The organism is Oryzihumus sp. JJN4-3R, assembly GCF_057747915.1.
The window spans coordinates 588744-608264 of sequence record NZ_CM173229.1 but is presented as its reverse complement, the minus strand read 5'-3'; the positions used below and the strand labels follow the sequence as shown (position 1 = coordinate 608264).

At 73.0% G+C, this 19521-nt stretch carries 20 protein-coding genes; 12 read left to right on the top strand and 8 right to left on the bottom strand.

Annotated features, from left to right (window positions below):
* Nucleotides 1-5 precede the first annotated feature (5 nt).
* The gene (locus AC3ANM_RS02710; RefSeq protein ID WP_488286602.1) at nt 6-764 is read left to right on the top strand and encodes an endonuclease/exonuclease/phosphatase family protein; all 759 of its coding nucleotides are present in this window, start codon (nt 6-8) and stop codon (nt 762-764) included.
* Between the two features lie 91 nt (nt 765-855).
* On the opposite strand, the gene AC3ANM_RS02705 is transcribed toward AC3ANM_RS02710, so the two are convergent.
* Together AC3ANM_RS02705 and AC3ANM_RS02700 are read right to left on the bottom strand one after the other, a co-directional pair.
* Nucleotides 856-1635, bottom strand: coding sequence for an alpha/beta fold hydrolase (locus tag AC3ANM_RS02705; protein ID WP_488286601.1), 780 nt, complete (start codon nt 1633-1635; stop codon nt 856-858).
* Entirely contained in the window at nt 1632-2915 is a 1284-nt protein-coding gene (locus AC3ANM_RS02700) for an MFS transporter (protein WP_488286600.1), read from the bottom strand. The genes AC3ANM_RS02705 and AC3ANM_RS02700 overlap by 4 nt, the downstream gene beginning before the upstream one ends.
* An 83-nt stretch (nt 2916-2998) precedes the next feature.
* Between AC3ANM_RS02700 and AC3ANM_RS02695 the strand changes: the two genes are divergently transcribed.
* On the top strand, nt 2999-3868 hold the full coding sequence (locus tag AC3ANM_RS02695) for a LysR family transcriptional regulator (protein WP_488286599.1): 870 nt from the start codon (nt 2999-3001) through the stop codon (nt 3866-3868).
* A gap of 58 nt (nt 3869-3926) precedes the next feature.
* Here the strand turns inward: AC3ANM_RS02695 and AC3ANM_RS02690 are convergent, their stop codons facing one another.
* The gene (locus AC3ANM_RS02690) at nt 3927-4514 is read right to left on the bottom strand and encodes a hypothetical protein (RefSeq protein ID WP_488286598.1); all 588 of its coding nucleotides are present in this window, start codon (nt 4512-4514) and stop codon (nt 3927-3929) included.
* A gap of 3 nt (nt 4515-4517) precedes the next feature.
* Complete coding sequence (locus tag AC3ANM_RS02685; RefSeq protein ID WP_488286597.1) at nt 4518-5264, bottom strand: alpha/beta hydrolase; 747 nt, start codon at nt 5262-5264, stop codon at nt 4518-4520.
* A 118-nt stretch (nt 5265-5382) separates the two neighbouring features.
* Here AC3ANM_RS02685 and AC3ANM_RS02680 point away from each other — a divergent pair, with 118 nt between their 5' ends.
* The 3 genes from AC3ANM_RS02680 to AC3ANM_RS02670 are packed head-to-tail and all read left to right on the top strand — an operon-like array spanning nt 5383 to nt 8257.
* Entirely contained in the window at nt 5383-6372 is a 990-nt protein-coding gene (locus AC3ANM_RS02680; RefSeq protein ID WP_488286596.1) for a lysophospholipid acyltransferase family protein, read from the top strand.
* 2 nt (nt 6373-6374) lie between these two features.
* The gene (gene macS, locus AC3ANM_RS02675; RefSeq protein ID WP_488286595.1) at nt 6375-7520 is read left to right on the top strand and encodes a MacS family sensor histidine kinase; all 1146 of its coding nucleotides are present in this window, start codon (nt 6375-6377) and stop codon (nt 7518-7520) included.
* Nucleotides 7517-8257 carry a response regulator gene (locus AC3ANM_RS02670; protein ID WP_488286594.1) on the top strand — a complete coding sequence of 247 codons (741 nt, stop codon included), beginning with the start codon at nt 7517-7519 and terminating at the stop codon, nt 8255-8257. Before macS ends, AC3ANM_RS02670 begins: the two co-directional genes overlap by 4 nt.
* Before the next feature lie 22 nt (nt 8258-8279).
* Here the strand turns inward: AC3ANM_RS02670 and AC3ANM_RS02665 are convergent, their stop codons facing one another.
* Nucleotides 8280-9110, bottom strand: coding sequence for a DUF1028 domain-containing protein (locus tag AC3ANM_RS02665; protein ID WP_488286593.1), 831 nt, complete (start codon nt 9108-9110; stop codon nt 8280-8282).
* A 49-nt stretch (nt 9111-9159) separates the two neighbouring features.
* Between AC3ANM_RS02665 and AC3ANM_RS02660 the strand changes: the two genes are divergently transcribed.
* From AC3ANM_RS02660 to AC3ANM_RS02645, 4 genes are all read left to right on the top strand, one after another.
* Nucleotides 9160-10185 carry a 6-phosphofructokinase gene (locus AC3ANM_RS02660; protein WP_488286592.1) on the top strand — a complete coding sequence of 342 codons (1026 nt, stop codon included), beginning with the start codon at nt 9160-9162 and terminating at the stop codon, nt 10183-10185.
* 98 nt (nt 10186-10283) lie between these two features.
* Nucleotides 10284-11675 (top strand): class II 3-deoxy-7-phosphoheptulonate synthase, encoded by a 1392-nt coding sequence (locus tag AC3ANM_RS02655; protein WP_488286591.1) that lies wholly within the window; start codon nt 10284-10286, stop codon nt 11673-11675.
* Complete coding sequence (locus tag AC3ANM_RS02650) at nt 11672-12736, top strand: threonine aldolase family protein (RefSeq protein ID WP_488286590.1); 1065 nt, start codon at nt 11672-11674, stop codon at nt 12734-12736. Before AC3ANM_RS02655 ends, AC3ANM_RS02650 begins: the two co-directional genes overlap by 4 nt.
* Nucleotides 12737-12807: 71 nt before the next feature.
* Entirely contained in the window at nt 12808-13329 is a 522-nt protein-coding gene (locus AC3ANM_RS02645) for a molybdopterin-dependent oxidoreductase (RefSeq protein ID WP_488286589.1), read from the top strand.
* 5 nt (nt 13330-13334) lie between these two features.
* Here the strand turns inward: AC3ANM_RS02645 and AC3ANM_RS02640 are convergent, their stop codons facing one another.
* Entirely contained in the window at nt 13335-14252 is a 918-nt protein-coding gene (locus tag AC3ANM_RS02640; protein WP_488286588.1) for a DMT family transporter, read from the bottom strand.
* A gap of 207 nt (nt 14253-14459) precedes the next feature.
* Here AC3ANM_RS02640 and AC3ANM_RS02635 point away from each other — a divergent pair, with 207 nt between their 5' ends.
* The 3 genes from AC3ANM_RS02635 to AC3ANM_RS02625 all read left to right on the top strand — a co-directional run bounded on the left by AC3ANM_RS02635 (nt 14460) and on the right by AC3ANM_RS02625 (nt 16576).
* Nucleotides 14460-15713 (top strand): M48 family metallopeptidase, encoded by a 1254-nt coding sequence (locus AC3ANM_RS02635; RefSeq protein WP_488286587.1) that lies wholly within the window; start codon nt 14460-14462, stop codon nt 15711-15713.
* Between the two features lie 228 nt (nt 15714-15941).
* Entirely contained in the window at nt 15942-16205 is a 264-nt protein-coding gene (locus AC3ANM_RS02630) for a hypothetical protein (RefSeq protein WP_488286586.1), read from the top strand.
* 11 nt (nt 16206-16216) lie between these two features.
* The gene (locus AC3ANM_RS02625) at nt 16217-16576 is read left to right on the top strand and encodes an MmcQ/YjbR family DNA-binding protein (RefSeq protein ID WP_488286585.1); all 360 of its coding nucleotides are present in this window, start codon (nt 16217-16219) and stop codon (nt 16574-16576) included.
* A 256-nt stretch (nt 16577-16832) separates the two neighbouring features.
* Here AC3ANM_RS02625 and AC3ANM_RS02620 read toward each other — a convergent pair whose 3' ends face one another.
* Entirely contained in the window at nt 16833-17402 is a 570-nt protein-coding gene (locus AC3ANM_RS02620) for a dihydrofolate reductase family protein (protein WP_488286584.1), read from the bottom strand.
* Between the two features lie 179 nt (nt 17403-17581).
* Nucleotides 17582-19465: a Stk1 family PASTA domain-containing Ser/Thr kinase gene (gene pknB, locus AC3ANM_RS02615; protein ID WP_488286583.1), complete on the bottom strand. Its 1884-nt coding sequence runs from the start codon at nt 19463-19465 to the stop codon at nt 17582-17584.
* Nucleotides 19466-19521 lie beyond the last annotated feature (56 nt).

Genomic DNA, 19521 nt, shown 5'->3' with positions numbered 1-19521 from the left:
ACCGGATGAGCGACGTCCTGCGCGTCGCCACCTGGAACGTGCACGACCTGCGCGACGACGTCGCCGCGGCCGCCCGGGTCCTCCGGGCCATCGACCCCGACGTCCTGTGCCTGCAGGAGGTGCCGCGCCACCCCTTCTCCGGGCGTCGCGTCGCCGCCTTCGCGCAGCGGTGCGGGCTCTCCTTCCCCGGCGACCACCGTGGCAGCGGCGGCACCACCGTGCTGACCCGCCCCGCGCTGGTCGTGGACCAGACCCGACACGTGCGGCTGCCGGTGCCGAGGCTGCAACGCCGGCGCGGGTATGCCGTGGCGCGCGTCGCGCGACCCGGCCACCCACCGGTGACGGTCGCCAGCATCCACCTCGGGCTCGACGCGCCCCAGCGGGAGCGGCACGTGGCGCAGCTGCTCGCCGACCTCGGCGGCGCGGCGGCGCTGGTGGTGGCGGGTGACCTCAACGAGCTGGCCGACGGGCGCGCCTGGTCCGCTCTGGCCGGCCGGCTGCCGCGGGTGTCGGGGGAGGAGCCGACGTTCTCGGCACGGCATCCCCGTCTGTGCATCGACGCCGTCTTCGCCAGCCTCCCGGTGGCCGGCCCGGCGGCCAGGTCGACGGTCGGGTCCGGCAGGGCCTCGGGCCAGGACGGCGGGCGGCCCGCGGTGGCGCTGTCCCCAGCCGACCTGGTCGCGGCGAGCGACCACCTGCCGGTGTGGGTCGACCTCGACGTGGGCCTCCTGGCGCGGGAGGGCGCACCGGCCGACGCCGGCTGATCGGATCGCAGACGTGGTTGGGGCAACGCGTGGGTGGGGCGCCACCGCCGTGGTGTCCTGACCTCAGTGCTGGGACGTCAGGGCAGACAGGTCAGTGCAGGAACGCCCGGACCAACGGGGTGACCTCGGGGGCGAGCTCCTCGAAGAAGCCGTGCCGCCCGCCGTCGAGCAGGTGCACCGTCGCATCGGGGATGCGTTCCGCGAGAAGGGTGGCGTTGTCGGCCGGGACCATCCGGTCGTCGGTGCCATGCAGCACGAGGGTGGGCGCCGCGATCCGGGGCAGGATCTCCCACGCGTCGTGGCGGCTGCTCGCACGAAGGTGGGCGCGGGCCTCCTCGGGCGTCATCGTGGGGTCACCGAGCAGGTGGCTGGCGGCGGGGCCGTGCGGCCAGCCGTCGGTGTAGAAGAGCCGGTGCAGGACCGGGCGCCTCTCGCCATCGGGCACGTCGAGCTGCCGGCGCACGTCGGCGCTGCGCTCGCGGGCGTGGGGGCCGCCGGGGGAGGTGCAGGCCAGGACGAGCCGGTCGACGAGGTGCGGGCGGGTGCCGGCGAGCACCTGGGCGACCCGCCCACCCATCGAGGTGCCGTAGACCGCGGCCGAGGGGATGCCGAGCGCGCCGAGAACGTGGGCCGCGTCGTCGGCGAACGAGGCCGTCGACCAGGCCCCCACCCGGCCGCGGCTGCCGCCGGTGCCGCGGTAGTCCATCGTGACGACCCGGTGGCTCTCCTCGAACGCCTCGCGCAGGCCGGTCCACCAGCCATGGGAGTTCGCCTGGCCCTGCAGCAGGAGCAGGGCGGGGCCGCTCTCCCGGCCGGTGACCTGCACCGCGAGGGGGAACCCGTCGGGCGCGGGCACGGTCGCGGTCCTCACCTCGCCGCTCCCTCGAGCAGGGTGGGCGTGCGACGCAGCACCAGGGCCAGGCCGCCGGTGGCGGTCAGCAGGACGGTCACGAAGGCGACGACGCCGGGCCACCCCGCTGCGGTCCAGGCACCACCGCCGAGGCTGCCGAGCGTCGAGGACCCGAGGTAGTAGGTGAACAGGTACAGCGACGCGGCCTGGCCGGTGGAGACGCCACCGGCGTGCGCCCTGGCCGGGACCCAGCCGCTGGCGAGGCCGTGGACGGCGAAGAACCCGGCGGTCAGGAGGGCCAGTCCGAGGATGATGACGGGCAGTGAGGGCGCCAGGGTCACCAGGGCACCGGCCACGGCGAGCAGGCAGCCCAGCGGGAGCACGGTGCGCCGGCCGAGGCTGTCGGCGAGGCGGCCGAACACGGTGGAGCTGATGCTGCCCATCGGGTAGACGAGGAACACCAGGCTGGCGGCGCCGAGACCGAGGCCGTACGGCGGGCCGGCGAGGCGGAAGCCCAGCGTGTTGAACACGGCGACGAGGGCGCCCATCGAGAGGCCCCCCACCGCGTAGAGGGCCAGCAGGGCGGGGTCGGAGACCGCGCGCCGGCCCATGCGCAGCAGGGCGCGGGCGCTCGCGGGCGCCGGGGTGAAGCGGCGGGAGGTCGGCAGCAGCAGCCGCACGGCCAGGGCGCAGCCGAGGCCGAGCAGGGCGGTCGCGGCCAGGGCCGACCGCCACCCGGCGACCTCCGCGACACCCCCGGTGACCAGGCGCCCGGTCATGCCGCCCAGGGCGGTGCCCCCGACGTAGAGGCCGGCGGCGCGCGCGTGCGTCGAGGGATGGAGCTCCTCACGCAGGTAGGCGGTGGCCACGGCGGGCAGCCCGGCGAGCACCACGCCTTCCAGCAGGCGCAGGGCGAGCAGCGCCGGCCAGCTCGGGGCGAGGGCGCAGGCGCCGGCGACCACGGCCGAGGCGGTGAGCGACAGGCGGATCAGCCGCGTGCGGCCGATGACGTCGGAGGCGGGGCCGGCGACCAGCAGGGCCAGGCCGAGGCCGAGCGTGGTCAGCGACACCGTCAGCGTGGCGCCGGTGCTGGACACCCTGAACCGCCCCGCGAGGTCGGGCAGGATCGCCTGCGTGCTGTACAGCAGGGCGAAGGTGGCCAGGCCGGCGGCGAACAGGGCCACGACCACGCGGTGGTAGCCGGGCGTCCCGGGGCGGTAGCCCTCCGCGGCGTCGGCCCGGGTGCCGGTCGTCCGCGCGTCGGTGCCCAGGACGTCGGTGCTCGGGGCGTCGGTGCTCACGGCGACGACTCTGCCTCCGCCCCATGTCATGCGTCCAATGTCGGTTGAGGTCGATGTCCATGCGGGATCCGTATGATGCTCCCGTGCAGCTGCGCGACCTCGCCTGGCTGGTGGCCCTGGCCGACCACCAGCACGTCACCGACACCGCGGCCGCCCTGGGGACCAGCCAGCCGACCCTCTCGCGAGCCCTGGCCCGGATGGAGGCCGAGCTCGGCACCCGGGTGTTCGAGCGGGCCCCGGACGGGGTGCACCTCACCCCGACGGGGGCGCTGGTGACCGCGGCCGCGCGGGACCTCACCGCCCGCTACGAGCAGCTGCTGGCCGACCTGCGCGGCGTGCTGGACCCCGACACCGGCGTGGTGCGCCTGGCCTTCCTCGACTCCATCGCGACGTCCCTCGTCCCGGGGGTGCTGCGCGCGTTCCACGAGCACGCCCCGCACGTGCGGGTGCTGCTCAGCCAGGAGCCGGCGCACGAGATCCTCGAGGACCTGGCCAGCGGCGCCGCGGACCTCGCGATCACCTCGGTCCAGCCGGCCGGGGACTTCGGGTGGTGCGCCCTGCAGGAGGAGCGCCTGGTGCTCGTGGTGCCGCCCAAGCACCGCCTGCGGACCCGGCGCAGGATCGACCTGGCGGAGCTGGCGAGCGAGGAGCTGGTGACCACGCCGGTCGGCTTCGGCTACCGCGCGCTGGTCGACTCGCTGCTGCGCGATGCCGGGGTGTCACCGGTGGTGTCCTTCGAGAGCCAGGACCTCGCCACCATCGAGGGCCTGGTCGCGGCCGGCCTCGGCGTGGCCGTCGTGCCCGAGCCCTTCGCGGGGCTGACCGGCACCGTGGGCATCCCGATCACCGCGGAGGCCGCGCGCCGCACCATCGGCCTGACCTGGCGCTCGGACCGGGTCCTGTCGGGGCCGGCGGAGCGCTTCCGCGACTTCGTCACCGCCGGGCGTCGCTGACCGGACCGGGTTCCGGCGCAGGGGGCCACTGCCGAGCCGGCCGCGCGCGGTCACCGCCTCAGAGGCGTGCCCCGTCGTCGTCATCGTCCTCGTCGCGGTGCCCGGGCAGGCGTGAGACGAGCATCGCGAAGCCGCCGACCGTCATCGCGATCGACAGCAGCAGCCACAGGCTGCTGGCGTCACGGTTGAACAGCACCAGGTAGAGCAGGAGCAGCGGTCCACCGGTCAGGCCGATGACGATGCCCCAGAACTGCAGGTCACCCGCGGGCAGGGGCTGGGTGGGGCCGGGGTGGAAGTGCTCCTCGGGGTCCTCCTGCGGCTCGTCGCGGTGTGCCGACGCACCGGGCTCCGCCGGTCGCGGACCGCTCCCGGCCGCTGGCGTCGGGGTGGCCGGCGGACCGGGGGGTGGCCCGGGGGAGGGCACCGGTGGTGAGGCCGGGGGTGGCAGGGTGAGGTTGGCGCCGCCACCGGGGGTGGCGCCGGCGCCGGGGGGCGCGGGAGGCGGGTCGCCCCCCTCCACCGGGTCGTCCACCCCCTCGGCCTCGGGCCACGGGGCGGCACCGGGACGGCTGAGGGCGTCGTCCGACCAGTGCGCGATGATCTCGGCGAACTGCGCGTCGACGTCGGAGCGGTCGGGGTCGCCCATGGCTCAGCTCGTGAGGCGCTCGATGAACGTGACCGACTCCGCGAAGATCAGCGGAGCGTCGTTGTCCAGGGTGGCGACGTGGTAGGAGTTCTCGAGCAGGACCTCGCGCACGTCCTCGCTGGAGATCTTGGACAGCACCAGCGCCGAGCTCGACGCCGGCACGACGTGGTCCTGCGGGGAGTGCAGCAGCAGCACCGGCTGGGTCACCTCGGGCAGGTCCCGGGTGACGGTGCGCCAGGCCACGAGCTGGGAGTGGCCGGCCTTGAGCGGTGACTTCGTGTAGGCCAGCTCGGTGACGCCGGCCTTCTTGATGTCGTTGCCCACCCCCGGCAGGGCGCCGACGAGGTGCTTGAGCACCGGCAGCAGCACCACGCGGGGGTCCTCGAACTTCAGCGCCGGGTTGACCAGGATGAGGCCGGCGACCCGCGGCCCGTGGTTCTGCGCCAGCTGCAGGGCCAGGGCCCCGCCCATCGACAGGCCGCCGACCACGACCGTGGAGCAGGTCTGGAGCAGCTCGCGGAAGGCGGCGTCAGCGGCGGCATACCAGTCCTCCCACCGCGTGCGGTTCATCTCCTGCCACGTGGTGCCGTGCCCTGGCAGGCGCGGCAGGCGCACCGTGTAGCCCGCCTCGGCGAGGTGCTCGGCCCACGGGCGCAGGCTCTGCGGGGTGCCGGTGAAGCCATGGATGAGCAGGACTCCGACATCGGACCCGTCGTGCGCGAAGGGCTCGGCTCCGGGCAGGATCGACACCTGTGCTCCTCGGGGGAATGGTCCGGGACTACATCGTGTGCGAGCGCATCCTCGCATGCTGCACCTTGCGCACCTAGTGTGCCGGGTAGAGTTCGGCGCGTCATAGGAGGTGGGGTCATTGTTCTACTGGGTGCTCAAGACGATCGTGCTCGGACCCATCCTCAAGCTGCTGTTCCGCCCCTGGGTCGAAGGGGAGGAGAACATCCCGCCGGAGGGTGCGGCGATCTTTGCCAGCAACCACCTGTCGTTCTCCGACTCGATCTTCCTGCCGCTGGTGGTCCCGCGCCGGATGACGTTCCTGGCCAAGTCCGACTACTTCACGGGTCGGGGCATCAAGGGTCGCCTGACGGCGGCCTTCTTCAAGGGCGTCGGGCAGCTGCCCGTCGACCGGTCCGGAGGCCGTGCCGGCGAGGCCGCCCTGCGCAGCGGCCTGAAGGTCCTGCGCCGCGGCGAGCTGCTCGGCATCTACCCCGAGGGCACGCGCTCGCCCGATGGCCGGCTCTACCGCGGCCGCACCGGCGTGGCGCGGATGGCCCTCGAGGCCGGTGTGCCGGTGCTGCCGATCGCGATGGTCGGCACCGACAAGGCGCAGCCGGCCGGCAAGAAGGTCCCGAAGATCATGCGGATCGGTGTGCGCATCGGCAAGCCGCTGGACTTCTCGCGCTACGAGGGCATGGAGGAGGACCGCTTCGTCCTGCGCTCGATCACCGACGAGATCATGTACGAGCTGATGCTGCTCTCCGGCCAGGAGTACGTCGACATGTACGCCACGTCGATGAAGGAGCGCCTGCTCGCGGCCGCCAAGGCCAAGGCCAAGCCGCTCTACTCCGCCTCCGAGGACAAGGACAAGGCCGCCGACAAGGCCGCCGACAAGGACGCCGGCGCCGTCGTGGCCACCGGGACCACGGACGTCGTGCCCGACGCGGGTGCGACGACCGACACGCCGGGTGGCCAGGGTGACCTCGAGCCGCTCGACGCCGCCGGCGACACCGGTGACACCGGCGAGGTCGAGGGTCCCGGCGAGGCAGCGGAGGAGGGCCCGCACGAGGCGGTGCAGAACGCCCCGGCGCAGACGCCGGGCGGCGACGGCCGGCTCGCGGCCAGCTGACGGTGGCGCGCGGGGGGAGCGCGGCCGGTGACCCGACGGTGGTCGCGGCGCTGTGGCGCGGGCTCAACGTGCTGCGCCCCGTCGCCCTCCTGTATGCCGTGTACTCCCTTCACGAGCGCCACCCCGCCATGGAGCGCCCATGGCTGGCGGTCCTGGTGCTGGTCGCCCTCGGGGCCTGGACCGTCGCCATGTGGTTCCACCGTGAGCGCACCGCCGCCGTGGTGGGCGTCGAGCTCGCGCTGGCCGTCATGGCGATCCTTGCCACGCGCGTGGTCGACTCCGACGAGGTGATCCTGGGCGGCGCGCCGACCGTGCCGGGGATCTGGCCGTCGGCCGCCGTCGTGTCGTGGGCGGTCCTGAAAGGCTGGCGCGGCGGCGTCTTCGGCGCGGCGGTGGTCGCGGCGGCCGACCTGGTCGAGGTGGTCCGGCCCACCGACAACACGGTCAACAACATCGTGCTGCTGTTCCTCGTCGGCGGGTGCATCGGCTACTGCGCCGACCTCTCCCGTGAGGGCCACCACGCCCTGCGCGAGGCGCTGCGGGTCCAGGCCGAGGTGCGCGAGCGGGACCGGCTCGCGCGCACGGTGCACGACGGGGTGCTGCAGACGCTGGCGTTCATCCACCGGCGCAGCCAGGACCTGGGCCGCGAGGGCCGCGAGCTCGGGGCGATGGCGGCGGACCAGGAGCGGCTGCTGCGCGCGCTGGTCAGCGGCGTCCCGGCCCCCGGCCTGGACGCCGTGGTGGAGGGCGAGGTCGACCTGCGCACGATGCTCGGGCGCTACGCCGGCGGCAGCGTCCAGGTCGTGCCACCCGCGGACCCGGTCGCGTTGCCGCGCAGGGTGGCCGAGGAGCTGACGGCCGCGGTGAGCGCCGCCCTGGACAACGTGCGCCAGCACGCGGGGGAGCAGGCGCGGGCGTGGGTGCTCATCGAGGACGAGGGTGACGCCGTCACCGTGACGGTCCGCGACGACGGCGTCGGCATCGCCGACGAGCGGCTGGTCGAGGCCGCGGCCCACGGCCGGCTCGGCGTGAGCAGCAGCATCCGCGGCCGGCTCGCCGACCTCGGCGGGACGGCACGCTATGACAGCCACAGGGGTGAGGGCACCGCGGTCGAGCTGCGGGTGCCCCGACGAGGGGGGACACCATGACCGGGGCCGGCGCGGACGACCTGGGGCGAGCGAGCGGGGCGGGGGACGCGCGGGGTGCCGTCCTGCGGGTGGTCGTGGCCGACGACCACCCGATGTGGCGCGACGCGGTCGCGCGGGACCTGGCCGACGCCGGCTTCACGGTGGTCGCCACCGCCGACGACGGCCCCTCGGCGGTCCGGCGGACGCTGGCCACCCGCCCGGACGTGCTGGTCCTGGACCTCAACCTGCCGGGCATGCGCGGCGACGAGGTGTGCGCAGCGATCCGGGAGGCGCAGGTGCCCACGCGGGTGCTCATCCTGTCCGCCAGCGCCGAGCAGCGCGACGTCCTCGAGGCGGTCAAGGTCGGGGCGACCGGCTACCTGCTCAAGTCGGCCTCGCGTGAGGAGTTCCTCGACGCGGTCCGCGAGACCGCGTCCGGCACCGCGGTGTTCACCGCCGGGCTGGCCGGCCTCGTGCTCGGGGAGTTCCGCCGGATGGCCAGCGCGCAGCCGACCGGCAAGGACACCGTCCCCGGGCTCACCGAGCGCGAGACCGAGGTCCTCAAGCTGGTTGCGACGGGCTTGTCCTACAAGCAGATCGCCGCACGCCTGTTCATCTCGCACCGCACGGTGCAGAACCACGTGCAGAACACCCTGACCAAGCTCCAGCTGCACAACCGGATCGAGCTGGTGCGGTTCGCGATCGCCCGAGGGCTGGAGCACCCGACGGACCCGACCGACCCGGCGTCGGCCGGCTGACCGCCGGGCCGACCGGGCCCGGTCAGGCCGCGGTGGTGGCCTCGCGCAGCGCCTGGAGCACCCGGGAGTCGATGCCCTCGGGGGTCAGCCGCGTCTCGTAGTTCTCGGCCCCGGCCCAGTCGGCCAGCGCGGTGTGGACGTCGGCGTCGGTGCGGCCCAGGAGCGCCAGGCGCTCGGTGACCTCGGTCAGCAGGCCGTCCTCGAGCGGGAGCACGTTGGTGGGCCCGCCGAAGTAGAGCTCGTTCAGGTCGAGCAGGCGCGCGAGCTCCTGAGGTGCCTCCGCGTGGTCGTCGACGCGCAGGTCCGCCAGCACCCCGGAGCCGTCGTAGCCCGCTCCCGGCCGCACGGCATACACGGCGGCGGACTGCCGACCGCGGCGGTCGCCGCCGGCCCGGTCACCGGCGAGCAGGGCGTGGACCAGTCGGGTCGGGAACGGCAGGTGACCGCCCTCCAGCCAGGCGCGCTCCATCTCCTGCACCACCTGCGGGCCGGCCAGGATGTTGCCCTGGATGGCGTAGCCGCCGCTGTCGTCGCGCCCGGTGAGGCCGCCGGCCCAGTCCATGCAGTCGCTTCCGGTGAAGCTGGCCTGGCCGGTTCCGGTGACCACGCCGAGCTGGCGCTGCTGGTGGCCGTCGTCGGCCGCGGTCAGCCGCTGCACGACGGCGTCGGGCTCGAGCCCCTCGGCCAGCAGCGAGAGGGCGTCGTCCTTGTAGGAGACCTTGGCCAGGGCCTGGGTCGCCACGGCGCCGACGCCGTTGCGGGCGGCCGGCACGACCGACCCGACGGCGAGGAACTTGCTGGCGACGGCGACGCCGAGGGCATCACCCATGGAGGCCACGATGGAGAAGGTCATACCTTCGACCCTAGCCGCGGACCCCTATGCGGGCGATAGGTTGCCGGGCATGCGCATCGGTGTGTTGACAGGTGGAGGCGACTGTCCCGGCCTCAACGCCGTGATCCGGGCCGTCGTCCGCAAGGGGATCGAGACCTATGACCACGAGTTCGTGGGCTTCCGCGACGGCTGGAAGGGCCCCCTCGAAGGCCTGACCAGACCGCTCGCCCTCGCGGATGTCGAGGACGTCCTCGCCCGGGGCGGCACCATCCTGGGCTCCTCCCGGACCAACCCGTACAAGGTCGAGGGCGGTGTCGACCGGATCCGCGAGAACGTCAAGGCTGCCGGTATCGACGCGCTGGTCGCCATCGGGGGTGAGGACACCCTCGGCGTGGCCAAACGCCTGACCGACGACGGCCTCGGCGTGGTGGGGGTGCCCAAGACGATCGACAACGACCTGTCCGGCACCGACTACACCTTCGGCTTCGACACCGCGGTGTCCATCGCCACCGAGGCGATCGACCGGCTGCGCACCACGGCCGAGTCCCACCACCGCGCGCTCGTGGTCGAGGTCATGGGCCGGCACGCCGGCTGGATCGCGTTGCACTCCGGCCTGGCCGGTGGCGCCAACGTCATCCTCGTGCCGGAGCGGCGCTTCGACATCGACCAGGTCGCGGCGTGGGTCAAGCACCGCTTCGACCAGGAGTACGCCCCGATCATCGTCGTCGCCGAGGGCGCCCAGCCCAGCGACGGCGGGGAAGCCCTGCAGAGCAACGAGATCGACGCGTTCGGGCACGTGCGCCTCGGCGGGATCGGCATCTGGCTGGCCGCCGAGCTCGAGGAGCGCACCGGGCACGAGAGCCGGTGCGTGGTCCTGGGCCACATCCAGCGCGGCGGCACGCCCACGGCCTACGACCGGGTGCTGGCCACCCGCTTCGGGCTGCACGCCATCGACGCGGTCCACGAGGGCGACTTCGGGGTGATGGTCGCCCTGCGCGGTACCGACATCGTGCGGGTGCCGCTGGCCGAGGCGACGGCCGAGCTCAAGACCGTCCCGGACGAGCGCTACGCCGAGGCCGAGGTCTTCTTCGGCTGAGACGGCCCTCGTCGGACCTGCCAACCCGGCCGGGCCCGGTCGTGCGAGGGCACTCCGGTGAGGGTGCCCTCGCAAGCCGGCGTTCGTCATACGGACCCATGCGTGTCCGCTCCGTGGACGCACCTACCCTTGACCCCGTGACCATCGACGCGACCCCCGAAGTCCTGGCCGGGCTGGACGCCTGGCGTGACCTGCCCGCCGCGCAGCAGCCCGAGTGGCCCGACGCCGACGCGCTGGACAAGGCCGTGCGGACGCTGTCGACCTATCCGCCGCTGGTCTTCGCCGGGGAGTGCGACATCCTGCGGACCCGGCTCGCGGCGGCGGCCCGTGGCCAGGCCTTTGTCCTCCAGGGCGGGGACTGCGCCGAGACGTTCGCCCACGCGACGGCCGACAACATCCGCGACCGGATCAAGACCATCCTGCAGATGTCGGCCGTCCTGACCTACGGCGCCAGCCTGCCGGTCGTCAAGGTCGGCCGGATGGCCGGGCAGTACGCCAAGCCCCGCAGCAGCGGCAACGAGACCCGCGAGGGCGTCACCCTGCCTGCCTACCGCGGCGACATGGTCAACGACTTCGCGTTCACGCAGGACGCGCGCACCCCCGACCCCGACCGCCTGGTCCGGGCCTACAACGCCAGCTCGGCGACGCTGAACCTCGTGCGGGCGTTCACCCAGGGTGGCTTCGCCGACCTGCGTCGCGTCCACGACTGGAACCGCGGCTTCGTCGCCAACTCGGCCAACGCCCGCTACGAGAAGCTGGCCAAGGACATCGACAAGGCCATGAAGTTCATGGAGGCCTGCGGCGCCGACTTCGAGGCGATGCACCGGGTCGAGTTCTTCGCCGCGCATGAGGCGTTGCTGCTGGACTACGAGCGCCCGCTGACCCGCATCGACTCGCGCACGGGGCTGCCCTACGACGTCTCCGGGCACTTCCTGTGGGTGGGGGAGCGCACCCGCGACCTCGACGGCGCGCACATCGACTTCATCTCGCGCGTGCGCAACCCGATCGGCATCAAGCTCAGCCCCAAGGCCGACCCGGACTACGTGCTGCGGCTCATCGACAAGGTCGACCCCGAGCGCGAGCCGGGCCGGCTCACCTTCATCACCCGCATGGGCGCCGGCACGGTGCGCGAGGCCCTGCCGGCGATCGTGGAGAAGGTCACCGCCTCCGGTGCCGTGCCCACGTGGATCTGCGATCCCATGCACGGCAACACCTTCGAGTCCTCCTCCGGCTACAAGACACGTCGCTTCGACGACGTCGTGGAGGAGGTCCGCGGGTTCTTCGAGGTGCACCAGGGCCTGGGCACCGTGCCCGGCGGCATCCACATCGAGCTCACCGGCAACGACGTCACCGAGTGCCTCGGCGGCGCGGAGGACATCCTCGACGCCGACCTCGAGAAGCGCTACGAGACGGTCTGTGACCCGCGCCTGAACCACCAGCAGAGCCTGGAGCTCGCGTTCCTCGTCGCCGAGATGCTGAGCCAGCGGTGAGCGGGCCGACGCGCGTCGTCGACCTGCGCTCGGACACCATCACCCGGCCGACCGCGGCCATGCGCCAGGCGATGGCCTCGGCCGAGGTCGGCGACGACGTCTACGGCGAGGACCCGACCGTCACCGCCCTCGAGGAGCGCGTCGCCGGCCTGCTCGGCCACGAGGCGGGGCTGTTCACCGCCTCGGGCTCGCTGGCCAACCAGCTCGGCCTGCGCCTGCACGTCCACGCCGGCGAGGAGGTCATCGCCGACAGCCTGGCCCACGTGCTGCGCGCCGAGATGGGGGCCGCGGCGGTGTTCTCCGGCATCAGCTCCCGGTCGTGGGTGGCCGAGCGGGGCCTGCTCGACCCGGCCCAGCCGCTGGCGCTGATGCAGCCCGACGCCGGGGCCTACCAGGTCTCCACGCGCCTGGTCGTCGTGGAGAACACCCACAACTTCGGCGGTGGCACCGTCCAGCCGCTGGAGCGCATCGCCGCCCTCCGCGAGGCCACCCGCCCGCGCGGGGTCGCCCTGCACGTCGACGGTGCGCGGCTCTGGAACGCGCACGTCGCCACGGGCACCAGCCTCACGGCATACGGGGAGCAGGCCGACACCGTCTCGGTGTGCCTGAGCAAGGGCCTCGGGGCGCCCGTGGGCTCGGTCCTGGTCGGCTCGCACGCGCACGTCGCCGAGGCGCGCGTGTGGCGCAAGCGGTATGGCGGGGGCATGCGTCAGGCGGGCATCCTCGCCGCCGCGGGCCTGTGGGCGCTCGACCACCACGTCGAGCGTCTCGCGCAGGACCACGAGCGGACCCAGAAGGTGGCCCGGGCGGTCGCCGAGGTCGCGCCCGACGTCGTCGACCCGGACCTCGTCGAGACCAACATCCTCATCCTGCGGGTCGGCGCGGTCGGCCTGGCGTCGGCCGATTTCGTTGCGGCGGCTGGAGATCGGGGGGTGCGGATGTACGCCACCGACGCCTCCTCGGTCCGCATGGTGTGGCACCTGGACGTGGACGACGCCGACACGGCCTACGCTGCCGACGTGGTGACCTCCCTGATCGCCGAGGCGGCGCATCGACCGTGACGTCGTCCTGGGGGCTGGCCGAGCCGCGGCCGCTCCCGCCCGGCCAGCGCCGGACGGAGAGCCTGCGGCCGGTGCACTACGGGCGCGTGCCCAAGGTCGACCTCGACACGTGGACGCTGCGTGTCGGGGGTGACGTCAAGGGCGGCGAGCCGGTCACGCTGACGTGGGCGGACTTCAGCGCGCTGCCCCGGGTCGACGTGCGCGCCGACCACCACTGCGTCTCGCGCTACACGACGCAGGACCTGCTCTGGTCCGGCGTCGCCGCGCGCACGATCCTCGACCTCGTGCCGCCCGACGACGACGTCGAGCACGTGCTGCTGTCGGCGACCTACGGCTACAGCACCAACGTCCGGATGGAGGACCTGTCCTCCCCGCGGGCGGTGCTGGCCACGCACCTCGACGGCGAGCCGCTGACGCCGGAGCACGGGTGGCCCTGCCGGCTGGTGCTGCCTCACCTCTACGGATGGAAGGGCCCCAAGTGGGTCCGCGCGCTGGACTACCAGCGCCATCCCGAGCGCGGGTTCTGGGAGCAGCGCGGCTACCACTTCACCGGCGACGTGTGGCGCGAGGAGCGCTACGCCTACCAGGAGTAGCCCTCTCAGCTGACCTCGTGGTGCAGCGCCTCGGCCGGTGGCTGCTCGGCCGCGGTGGCGCCGGTGTCCTTGCGCCCCACGAGCTCGACGACGTACATCGCGCCGACGACCAGCGCCCCGCCGAGCAGCATCGGCACCGTGAGGCCCTCGCTGCCCAGGGTCACCGCGAAGACGGCGGCGAACACCGGCTCCAGCGTCATGACGATGGCCGCCCGGGTGGCCGGCAGGTGGCTCTGCGCCCAGGTCTGGGCCCACATGGCGACGGCGCCGGCGACCAGGGCCATGTACAGCACCGACAGCCACGGGCCGGTGCCCGAGGGCAGCTCCACTCCGCCCGGGGCGGCGCAGGCCAGGCACACGAGGGCGATGACGACCATCTGCACCGCGGCGAGGCCGCTGGCGCTGCCGGCCGAGGACCAGCGGCCCAGGCCGATGATGTGCAGCGCGTAGACGGCGGCCGAGGCCAGCGTGAGCAGCTCGCCGTAGCCGAAGCCCACGCCCCGCAGCGAGAGAGCGGCCAGCCCGGCGGTGGCCATCCCGACCGCCAGCCACGTCGACCGCGGCACCCGCTCGCGCAGCAGCAGCGCGCCGAACACCGGCGTGAGGACCACGTAGGTGCCGGTGATGAAGCCCGAGCGCGAGGCGTCGGTGTGGGCGAGGCCGACCGTCTGCAGCACCTGGGCCACGCCGTAGAGCACCCCCAGGCCCGCGCCGACCGCCAGCTCCCGGCGGGTCAGCCGGCGCACCTGGCGCCAGAACACCGCCGTGATGACCACCGCGGCGATGGTGAAGCGCACCGCGAGGAAGTCGGCCGGGGACAGCTGGCGCACGACCTCACGGATGAGGAAGAACGTCGACCCCCACACGGCCGTGACGCTGACGAGCAGCAGGGTCGCGAGCTGGCGGGAGCGGGCGTCGGGCACGCCCAAGGGTCTCTTTGGGTGTGTCCCTGTTGGCGGCCGCCCGCTGATCCGGGTGAATCGGCCAGACAGAGTCGTGCACCTGGCCTTGTGGTGTCCCTGGACGGGCGGCCTGGCTTCACTGTTGGTCATGCTGGGCGTGGCCCTTGGTGGTGGTGGCGACTGTCCCGACGGCTGAACCAGCATTGCCGGTGACAGGAAGGGATGGCCGTGACCCCGACGTGGTGGGCTCTGGTGGCGCTGGTCGCGCTCGGCCTCGTGCTGACTGTCGCGGCGATCACGCTGGTGCCCCGGCGGGTGCCCAGCCCGACCCGCGCCGAGCGAGCGGCGGTGCTGGGCGACGTGCCGGCTGGCGTGGTCACCAGAGGTCGGGCGCTGCACGCCGCGCTGCGTCCCAGCTCGTACGGTTCCCTGCTGGTGGGACTGGTGGTGCCCCTGCTGCTCGGGTTGACCCCGGCCGGTGCCCGGATCGTCGTCTGGGTGGGCCAGCCGTTCGGTGGGCACTGGCTGGCGGAGGCTCTGCTGGGCGGCCTGGTCATCCTGATCATGCTGTGGTTGGTGGCACTGCCCTTCAGGGCGTGGCGCCACGTCGTGTTGCGCGACTACGGGCTGTCCACCCAGGACTGGGGCGGCTGGGCGGCGGACCTGTTCAAGGGATGCGCGGTCGGGGCGGTGATCGGCGCGGTGGTGCTCGGCGGGTTCTACTCGCTGACCCGGCTCGCGCCCGACTGGTGGTGGGCGTTCGGTGCCGTGGGTGCCGCCGCCGTGGTCGTCCTGCTGTCGTTCGTCTTCCCGGTCCTGGTCGAGCCGCTGTTCAACACGTTCACCCCGATGCCGGCGGGCCCGCTGCGTGATGAGTTGCGCACGATGGCGGCGCGGGACGGCATGCCGGTGCGGGACGTGCTGGTCGCGGACGCGTCGCGGCGCACGACCGGGCTCAATGCGTACGTGTCCGGCTTGGGACGCTCCCGGCGGATCGTGGTCTACGACACGCTGCTGCGCGAGGCGCCTCCAGGTGAGGTGCGCAGTGTCGTGGCGCACGAGCTGGGCCACGCCAAGGACCGGGACGCCGAACTGGCCGCGCTGCTGGGGTCGATCGGGGCCGCGGCGGCGGTCGTGGCGCTCTACCTGTTGGGGCAGTGGGGTGCCCTGCTCCGCCGAGCCGGGGTGAGCTCCATCGGCTCGCCGACCGCGATGGGGTTGGTGCTCGCCGCGGTGGCGGTAGCAGGCCTGGTCGGCGGCCCGGTACAGAACCTTGTCTCCCGTCGGGTTGAGGCCCGTGCCGACCGGCATGCCTTGCGGCTGACCGGTGACTCCGCCGAGTTCGCCGCGATGCAGCTGCGCCTGGCCGAGGTCAACATCACCGATGTCCACCCACCCCGGATCGAGTACCTGCTGTTCGCCACCCATCCCGACACGGTGGAACGCCTGGCCGCAGCGCGGGGGCCCTCGGGCAGCCCCTGACCCGCCGCCTGCGAGGCCGGATCGGGGCTCGGGTGCCAGCTCGGATCTGTGGCCGCGTTCGGCGTTGTGCGTCATACCGCCGCGGGGCGCGAACCTGCGAGCCCGGGGCGACGCCCAGATCCTGTCGCGATCACCTGAGCGGTTTGGCCGATGCGCACGTGAGTGGCCCGGTATAGCGTCGAGCAACAGGGCTTGACGCCCGTCGGCCTTGGACGCCGAGGAGGAGTTATGCCGACTTTGATTGGTCACCACGATGTGAAGGACCGCGATCATTGGCTGGCGTCGCCGAAGCGCGAGGAGTTCTTCGGGCCGCTCGGGGTCACCAACATCCGCACCTTCGTCGACCCTCAGAACCCGAAACACGTTGCGGTGCTCATGGACGTTGCGGACGTCGACGCTTTCGAGGCCGCGATGCAGTCCGAGGGCGCGGCCGAGGCGATGGCGTACGACGGCGTGTTGCCCGAAACCCTGGTGATCCTCGTCGAGGCATAAAGGTGCTGAGCATGGCGGCGCTGGACGACCTTCTGCCGTTGGGCGCCGAGTTGGAGCGCTCCAACCCGGTCTACGTACGTGGCAGGCTGAAGTTCCGAGTCAAGCAGATCGTCTACGTGGCGTTCTCCCTCGACGAAGCTGTCATGGGCTTCGCGTTCCCCAAGGAGGAGCGCACGGCGCTCGTCGCGAGCGAACCGCACAAGTTCCACCTGCCGTCACCATCGGACCTCCGCTTCAACTGGGTCCACGCCGACCTTGCCGCACTGGAGCCGACCGAGGCCCGAGAGCTGGTCGTCGACGCTTGGCGCATGGTCGTGCCCAAGAAGCTCTCCCGTGCCTACGATCTCGTGCACCCCGACGGGCCGGGCTGAACCGCCACCTCCCGACGAGTTCAGGCCGCTCAATCGGCGCGCGACACTCATGCTCAACGGCGCCGGTTCAGGGGTCAGCGACGCTGCGAGATACCTCAGGGCCTCCGGGCCCTTCGCTTTCCGACCTGGATCGGCGACGACTGGAACAGGCCGCCGGCGAACTCCAGCGCTCCATCGCGCAGTGGATCCCTGGCATCAGGCGCGAGAACTGTCGTTTGCTCGCGAGGCAGCGGCCACCGTGCCAGGTCACTTCACGTCAAGCCGTTGCTCGCGTGGGCCGGTATCGCAGGGCGACTGCCCCCGACCGGAACTCATGCCGATCCACGAGCTCGAGCTGGATGCGCTCGCGCAGACCGGCGAGCAACGTCGGCCCGTGTCCGGCAAGGACCGGCTGCACAAGGAACACGTACTCGTCGATCAGTCCCAGATCTGCCAACGCCAGGGGGAGCGTCACGCCACCCACGAAGAGGCCCTCGCCTGGCTCCTGCTTGAGCCGCTGAACCGCTTGCCCCAAGTCGCCTTGCAGCAGCTCGGCGTTCCAGTCGACCCCGCTCAGCGTGCTCGACACGACGTACTTCTTCGTCCGGTCGATGGTCTCGGCGAACGGGATCTCCCACTTATCCATCCAGTCAGGCCACGTGCCCATGGCCGGCTGCCGCCACGCCGACTCCATCATCTCGTAGGTCACCCGGCCGAACAGCAGGGCATCGGCTCGTTGCATCTCAGTGGTCCAGTAGCGCATCGACTCCTCGTCCGGGGGGAGGCCTGCCTCGTGATGGCAGCAGCCGTCGAGTGTGACGTTGATCGCGTATCGAAGTGGTCTCATCTCGTTGGCCTCCCTTGATGCACGCAGCGCGCCTTCACAGGACCGTACCCAGACCACGGTCCGCGCCATTTCTCATCGGCGCCCGATCCCGGCGGTCACATGGTCCGGCAGGGGCGTGATCGAGCGGTCAAGGCCGAGGAGAAGACTCGTGGCCACCTCGGCATCCAGGGCACCTCCAGTCAGACCACGACGAGGGTGACGGTGCTGCCCTTGGGCGCCTTGGCGTCGCCCCCGGGGGACTGCTGCCGCACGATGCCGAAGAAGCCGCCCATGACCTGCTGGACGCTCACCTGGAAGCCGGCCGCCCTGAGGATCTGCGCCGCCTGGTCCTGCTGCTTGCCCACGACGTTCGGCACCGGGACCAGCTGCGGGCCCTTGGACACCACGAGGGTGACCGTGGCGCCCTTGTAGAGGATCCCACCCGGCGGGCTCTGCGAGATGACCGAGCCCTTGGGCACGGAGTCGCTGAACTGGTGCCGGCTCGCGTCGACCTGCAGCCCGGCGCCGGACAGCGCCTGCACGGCCTGGTCGGCGGGCTTGCCGGTGAAGTCCTGCACCGTGATCGGCTGCCGGCCCTTGCTCACGACGAGGTTGACGGCCTGGTTGCGCTTGAGCCGGGTGCCCGGCGCCGGGTCGGTGCTGAGCACCTGCCCCGCAGGGACCCGCTCGTCGAAGGCCTGGGTGACCGAGCCGACGCGCAGGTGGTGCTGGGCGAGCGTCGAGGTCGCCTCCGCCTGGCTGTGCCCGACCAGCTGGGGCACGGCGTAGCGCTCGGGCCCCTGGGAGACGGTCAGGGTGACCAGGCTGTCGCGGCGCACGTCGGCCCCGGCGCGCGGGTCGGTGGCCATGACGTAGCCGGCCTTGACGGTCTCGTCGAAGCTGGTCCGGATGCGGGGCTTGAGGTGGGCCCGGGTCAGCTGGGCGAGCGCCGACTGCTGCGTGGTGCCGACGACGCGCGGGACGGAGGTGCTGGCCAGCGGTCCGGCGAGGAACAGCCACGCCAGCACGCCGGCGAGCACGACGGCCAGCCCGCCGAGCAGCCACGGCAGCGGCACCCGCCGGCGAGGCGTGGCGTCCTCGCGGGACCCCGCCCGCGCCGTGGACCCCGCGGCGGCCACGGGCACCACCTGCGTGTGCGAGAGCGCCGCCGTGGACTGGGTGGTGTCGTCGGCGACGACACCGTCGCCCGCGGGGCGGCGGTCGAGCTCGTCGAGCGAGAGCGCAGCGCGGGCCTTGCGCACCTCGGTGAGGAAGGCACCGGCGTCGCGAGGCCGCTCGTCCGGGTCACGCGCGGTGGCCGTCGCCACGAGGGCGTCCAGCTCTGCCGGGACCGAGGCCATCCGGCTGGAGGGGGTCGGCACCCGGCTGTGGACGTGCTGGTAGGCGATGTGGATCGGGGAGTCGCCGGTGTAGGCCTTGGTGCCGGTGAGCATCTCGAACAGAAGCAGCCCGGCGGCGTAGACGTCGCTGCGGGCGTCGGCGATGCCGCGCTCGACCTGCTCGGGGGAGAGGTAGGCGACGGTGCCGAGCAGCATGCCGGTCTGGGACGTGGACGTGTGGGCGCTGACGGCGCGGGCCAGGCCGAAGTCGGCGACCTTGACGGTGCCGTCCTCGCGCAGGATGACGTTCTCGGGCTTGACGTCGCGGTGGATCAGGCCGGCGGCGTGCGCGGCGGCCAGGGCCTGCAGCACGGGGTCGAGGATGTCGAGCGCGGCGCGCGGGGTGAGCGGCCCCTCGTGCTTCATCACCTCGCGCAGGGTGTGGCCGTTGACCAGCTCCATGGCGAGGAAGACGTCGCCGCCGTCCTCGCCCTGGTCGTAGACGGCCACGACGTGGGGGTGCGACAGGCGGGCGGCCGAGCGCGCCTCGCGGCGGAACCGGCTGACGAAGGACTCGTCGGTGGCGAGCCCCGGCCGCATCACCTTCAGGGCGACCTCGCGGTCCAGGCGCTGGTCGATGGCCACGTAGACCGAGGCCATGCCGCCGTCGGCGATGTGCGAGAGCACGCGGTAGCGGCCGTCGAGGACGCGACCGACGATGGACTCGGGCACAGACGTTGTCACGCGGAGAGTCTAGGTGGAGCCGGCAGCCGGGCCACGCAGGCTCGGCCGTGGGGAGC

Coding starts and splice junctions, on each gene's coding strand:
- AC3ANM_RS02710 (WP_488286602.1), top strand. CDS start 6: ATGAGCGACGTCCTGCGCGTCGCCACCTGGAACGTGCACGACCTGCGC.
- AC3ANM_RS02690 (WP_488286598.1), bottom strand. CDS start 4,514: ATGGGCGACCCCGACCGCTCCGACGTCGACGCGCAGTTCGCCGAGATC.
- AC3ANM_RS02670 (WP_488286594.1), top strand. CDS start 7,517: ATGACCGGGGCCGGCGCGGACGACCTGGGGCGAGCGAGCGGGGCGGGG.
- AC3ANM_RS02665 (WP_488286593.1), bottom strand. CDS start 9,110: ATGACCTTCTCCATCGTGGCCTCCATGGGTGATGCCCTCGGCGTCGCC.
- AC3ANM_RS02660 (WP_488286592.1), top strand. CDS start 9,160: ATGCGCATCGGTGTGTTGACAGGTGGAGGCGACTGTCCCGGCCTCAAC.
- AC3ANM_RS02655 (WP_488286591.1), top strand. CDS start 10,284: ATGCGTGTCCGCTCCGTGGACGCACCTACCCTTGACCCCGTGACCATC.
- AC3ANM_RS02630 (WP_488286586.1), top strand. CDS start 15,942: ATGCCGACTTTGATTGGTCACCACGATGTGAAGGACCGCGATCATTGG.
- AC3ANM_RS02625 (WP_488286585.1), top strand. CDS start 16,217: ATGGCGGCGCTGGACGACCTTCTGCCGTTGGGCGCCGAGTTGGAGCGC.
- AC3ANM_RS02620 (WP_488286584.1), bottom strand. CDS start 17,402: ATGAGACCACTTCGATACGCGATCAACGTCACACTCGACGGCTGCTGC.